Source organism: Deinococcus sp. (genome assembly GCF_018260405.1).
GTDB lineage: Bacteria > Deinococcota > Deinococci > Deinococcales > Deinococcaceae > Deinococcus.
In genome coordinates this window covers 1-4,941 of sequence record NZ_JAGLBG010000135.1, presented here as the reverse complement: position 1 = coordinate 4,941, position 4,941 = coordinate 1, and the positions used below count along the sequence as shown (strand labels likewise).

The 4,941-nt window shown below is 62.6% G+C and carries 3 protein-coding genes and 1 pseudogene; all 4 read left to right on the top strand.

Going from position 1 to position 4,941, the window contains the following annotated elements:
* Positions 1-74 precede the first annotated feature (74 nt).
* A pseudogene (locus QZ269_RS12030) lies at positions 75-842 on the top strand (alpha-ketoacid dehydrogenase subunit beta); the annotation flags it as partial.
* A 403-nt stretch (positions 843-1,245) separates the two neighbouring features.
* On the top strand, positions 1,246-2,490 hold the full coding sequence (locus QZ269_RS12025) for a Glu/Leu/Phe/Val dehydrogenase (RefSeq protein ID WP_291426948.1): 1,245 nt from the start codon (positions 1,246-1,248) through the stop codon (positions 2,488-2,490).
* A gap of 263 nt (positions 2,491-2,753) precedes the next feature.
* Positions 2,754-4,082: a Glu/Leu/Phe/Val dehydrogenase gene (locus tag QZ269_RS12020; RefSeq protein ID WP_291426947.1), complete on the top strand. Its 1,329-nt coding sequence runs from the start codon at positions 2,754-2,756 to the stop codon at positions 4,080-4,082.
* A 144-nt stretch (positions 4,083-4,226) separates the two neighbouring features.
* On the top strand, positions 4,227-4,859 hold the full coding sequence (locus tag QZ269_RS12015; RefSeq protein ID WP_291426946.1) for a hypothetical protein: 633 nt from the start codon (positions 4,227-4,229) through the stop codon (positions 4,857-4,859).
* Positions 4,860-4,941 lie beyond the last annotated feature (82 nt).

The window sequence follows — 4,941 nt, the reverse complement described above, 5'->3', positions numbered from 1 at the left end:
AATGATACGGAAAACGAGATTACAATAAGACACTGGACTACACTCGAATCCTCTTAATATCTATAGCCAAGTAGATAGCGGGCCTGAAACCCGTTGCCGAGATTCAGTTTGCGGGTTTCATGTATCCGGCGCTTGATCAGATTCTCTCGCACCTGGGGCGCTACCGTCACCGCACCCGCAGCCGCTATCACCTGCCGCTGGTCATCCGGGCGCCCTACGGCGGCGGCGTGCATACCCCCGAGCAGCACGCCGACAGCCCCGAGGCAATCGTGGCCCACACGCCCGGCGTCAAGGTGGTCATTCCCAGCACTCCCGCCGACGCCAAGGGGCTGCTGCTCGCGGCCATCGCCGACCCCGACCCGGTGTTCTTCTTCGAAAGCATCAAGATGTACCGCTCGCTCAAGGAGGACGTGCCGGAGGGCTATTACACCCTGCCTATCGGTCAGGCCCGCGTGGTTACGGGGGGCAGCGACGTGACGGTTATCTGTTACGGCGGCATGGTCGAGGTGGTGCAGAAGGCGGCTGAGGCGGCCCGCGCCGCCGGAATCGGGGCCGAGATCATCGATCTGCGGACGCTGGTGCCGCTCGACCTCGACACGGTTCTGGGCAGTGTCCAGAAGACGGGCCGGGTGGTCATCGTCACGGAAGCGCCGCGCACCGGGGGCTTTCACAGCGAAATCTCGGCCAACATCGCCGAGGAAGCCATCGAATTTCTGCGTGCGCCGATTGTGCGCGTCACTGGCTACGACGCGCCCTACCCGCCGTTTACCGCCATCGAAGACCTCTACCGCCCCAATCCGCTGCGGGTGGCGCAGGCGATCAAGAAGGTCATGGCGTTCTAGAGCAGTTCTCCGTGCAAACTGCTCTAAGTCGGAGGACAACATTAGGTGATGGGCGGCGTGCTGCTGTTCGGTTTTTTGCGGTTCCGGCCTTCCAGTCGGATTTCATCTCCCAAGCTGGGGGATTCAGTCGGAAGCGGTATCAAGCAAGTTTGGCAGCTTTGTCCGGCGACTCTGGACACCCAGACGGTTATCCAGACTTATCTATCCAGTTATGGTACACACCTACCTTGCTTCTAATGCAGACTTGGGTTGAAAGGCTTGCAAGACCTTTCAACCCAAGCGGACTTGTAGAGCGGCGCCGCAGGGCGAGCAGCAGAGAAACGGGTTCCAGGCGTGGAATTGGCAACCCGGCATATTGACGGATTGTCCAATTGGCAGACGGCAACCCGTAGAAGGAGTACAGATGAGGGCATCAGGACTCAACTGGCAGGGCCTCATGGAACAGTTGGAGCAGGCCCTGCCCTATACCGAAGTGTCGGATCAGTCGCTGGCTTACCTGAAGTATCCCAAGCGCACGGTCAGCGTGAATCTGCCCGTGCGGATGGACGACGGCTCGGTGCGGGTGTTCCGGGGCTACCGCTCGGTTCACAGCACGGCGCGTGGCCCCAGCATGGGCGGGGTGCGCCTGAAAGCTGGGCTGAATGCCCACGAGTGCGAAGTTCTGGCGGCCCTAATGACGCTTAAGGCGGCGGTGGCCGACCTGCCGTTGGGCGGCGCGAAGGGCGGCGTGGACGTGGAGCCGGCGACTCTTTCCAGCCACGAGTTGCAGGGGCTGGTGCGGCGCTACACTAGCGAACTGGTCGAGTTGATCGGCAAAAACGAGGACATCCTGGCCCCCGATGTGGGCAGCGATCAGCAGGTCATGGCCTGGATTCTGGACGCGTACAGCGAGAACACGGGCGAAACCCAGAGCGGCGTGGTGGTCGGCAAGCCGCTGAGCCTGGGCGGCAGCTACGGCAGCAAGGATGCCCGTGGGCGCAGCGCCGCGCTGGTGAGCGGACGCGTGCTGGCCGCCTCCGGCCAGAGCCTTCAGCGGGCGCGGGCGGCGGTGTACGGCTACGGCGACGTGGCCCGTAAGGCAGCCCGCACTCTGGCCGAACAGGGGGCGCTGGTCGTGGCAATCAGCGACACCCGCACGGCGGCGTTTTCCAGCAGCGGCCTTGACCTCGACGCCCTCAAGGCGCACCATGACCACAGCGGCGGCCTGGACGGTTTTGCCACGGCGATTACCCCCGACGAATTGCTGGAACTGGATGTAGATGTGCTGGTGCTCGCCTACGATTTTGGCACCATCAACGCTGGAAATGCCCACGCCGTCCGCGCCCGTTACGTGGTCGAGGCCACCAACCGCGCCGTGCTGCCCGAGGCCGAGCGCTCGCTGACGGCCCAGGGCGTGCTGGTCATTCCTGACCTGATCGCCAGCAGCGGCGGTTTGATCGTCAATTACCTCGAATGGGTGCAAGACGCCAGCAATTTCTTCTGGGAAAGCGGCGAGATCGAGGCCGCCATTGACCAGCGTGTGGACGCGGCTTTCGAGCAGGTCTGGGCCTTTAGTCAGGCGCGGAAAGTTGATCTGCGGACGGCGGCCTATGCCTTGGCCCTGAACCGCCTGCACGGGGCGACGGTCATGCGCGGCGTGTATCCATAAAGTTTGGCCTGGTTGTTGGCTGGTCTCATGGTGGTCAACCAATTTTTTCCGTGCTGCACGGTTTCTTTGTACCTACTTAGAGCAGTTCTCCGAAATGATGGGCACGTCGGAAAAACGCCGCTGCCCCCCTTCATTCTACGTCCTGCTCTTTCTTTTTCACTCGTTCCACTCGGCAAAAAGATGGTCAAAAGAGCATTATCTTTTTGCAAAAGGCTCTAAGCTTCCGTTCAAGCTTTGGCCCAATCTTCAAGGAGTGTCCTGTTATGACCGCTTCCCCTGAATCTGCCGTTTCCGGTTCTGGCCCGGCCCGGCCCTTTTCGCACACCATTCCCAGCTACCTTGACCCTAATAACCTCGGCCCCTACGAGATTTTTCTGGAACAGGTCGAGCGCGTCACGCCGTATCTGGGCGAATTGGCCTACTGGGTCGAAACGCTCAAGCGGCCCAAACGCATTCTGGTGGTCGACGTGCCTATTCACCTCGACGACGGTACGGTCGCCCATTTCGAGGGCTACCGCGTGCAGCACAACACCTCACGCGGCCCGGCCAAAGGCGGTGTGCGTTTTCACCAGGACGTCACCCTGTCAGAAGTCATGGCCCTCTCGGCCTGGATGACCATCAAGAACGCTGCGGTGAACCTGCCCTACGGCGGCGGCAAGGGCGGCGTTCGCATCGACCCGCGCAGGTACAGCCAGGGGGAACTGGAGCGCGTGACCCGGCGGTATACCACCGAGATCGGCCTTATCATCGGCCCCGAGAAGGACATCCCCGCGCCCGACGTGAACACCGGCCCGCAGACGATGGCCTGGATGATGGACACCTACAGCATGAACGTGGGCCGCACCGCCACCGGGGTTGTGACTGGCAAGCCCGTGTCGCTGGGCGGCTCGCTGGGCCGCGCCGACGCCACCGGACGCGGCGTGTTCGTGACTGGCGCTGAGGCCATGAAAAAGCTGGGGATGCCGCTACAAGGGGCGCGAATTGCCGTGCAGGGCTTTGGCAACGTAGGCGAGGCGGCTGCCCGCATCTTTCACCAGCACGGCGCAAAGATTGTGGCGATTCAGGACGTGACCGGCACCATCCATAGCGAAGTGGGTATCGACCCCGCCGCCGCACTTAGGCACCTGCGCGAGTCGGGCAAGATCACCGGGCTGGAAGGCACCGAGGAAATCCAGAAAGAAGAGTTCTGGAGCGTGGACTGCGACGTGCTGATTCCGGCAGCCCTGGAAAAGCAGATCACGCTGGACACGGCGGGCAAAATCAGGGCCAGGCTGATTGTCGAGGGCGCGAACGGCCCGACCATCCCCGCCGCCGACGATCTGCTGGCCGACAAGGGCGTCACGGTGGTGCCCGATGTGCTGGCGAACGCGGGCGGCGTAACCGTCAGTTACTTCGAGTGGGTGCAGGATTTCAGCTCCTTTTTCTGGACCGAGGATGAGATCAACAAGCGGCTCGACCGTATCATGAGTGAGGCGTTCCAGAGCCTGTGGGCCGTCAAGGAAAAGCACGGCGTTACGTTGCGCACGGCGGTGTATATCGTGGCCTGCACGCGGGTGCTTGAAGCGCGGGCGCTGCGCGGCCTGTACCCCTGAACGGGTGAGCCTAGAAAACTCGAGACTGAGCCTGGAAAATGAGGCTGAAGACTGAGCCTGCCGAATTTTGCTCCACTGCCTGCAAGTTGCCCCAGTTCAAATGATGAGTGACTTTGCGCCCCCACTTAGGCTCTACTGCTGGGTATGCCTGGTGTCCTCGCTAAACTCATCGACTATTTTGCGCCGCTAGCGACCCGGCACAGTGGGTTTCCGGGCGGCGTGCACCTCTCGACGCCAGAAGTCAACGTGCTGGGCCTCAACGCCGCCTACCTCGGCACTCCCGCTGCCCTGCACTTCGTGGAACAGCAAGGCGGGCAGCCCCGTGTGGTCGCCTCGGAGTTCGTGGTGGCTGGGCAGGATGTCGGCGGCGTGCGGGTCGGCACGTTTGTCGCGGCTTCCGCGCCACCCACTATTCAGGTCGAGCAGGTCTCGCGCCTGCAACTCTGGGTGTGGTCGCAGGTGCTGGCCGAAGCCCATGACACCCCCGAGTGGGGCGGCGCGATTGCCCGCCACCTGGCCCGGAAGCTAGAAGGCGAACGTGACTCTGTGCTGTTGCTGGCCTACGACGGCCACGAGCCGGTTGGTGCCCTGCTGTGGCGGGCCATGGCTGGGGGCGGCGCGGCGCACCTGTGGGGCACGCTGGACGCTGCCGCCGACCGGCCTCTGCTAAACGCCGCCGCCGAACTTGGTGGGGGAGAGTTGCACGTCAGCCTGCCGGATAGCTGTGCGCTGAGCCTGACTGGTGAACAGACGGTGGTCTTTACGCTGCTTCCTTAGAGCGCGTTTAGAGGCTGTCTGAGGCCCTAACCATGGGAAATGTTTTAGGCTTTAACGGTGGAACGCGCAGCTTACCCTAGCG

Bases quoted from the DNA above. Each gene is read 5' to 3' on its own strand.
- QZ269_RS12015 (WP_291426946.1), top strand. From the start codon at position 4,227: ATGCCTGGTGTCCTCGCTAAACTCATCGACTATTTTGCGCCGCTAGCG.
- QZ269_RS12025 (WP_291426948.1), top strand. From the start codon at position 1,246: ATGAGGGCATCAGGACTCAACTGGCAGGGCCTCATGGAACAGTTGGAG.
- QZ269_RS12020 (WP_291426947.1), top strand. From the start codon at position 2,754: ATGACCGCTTCCCCTGAATCTGCCGTTTCCGGTTCTGGCCCGGCCCGG.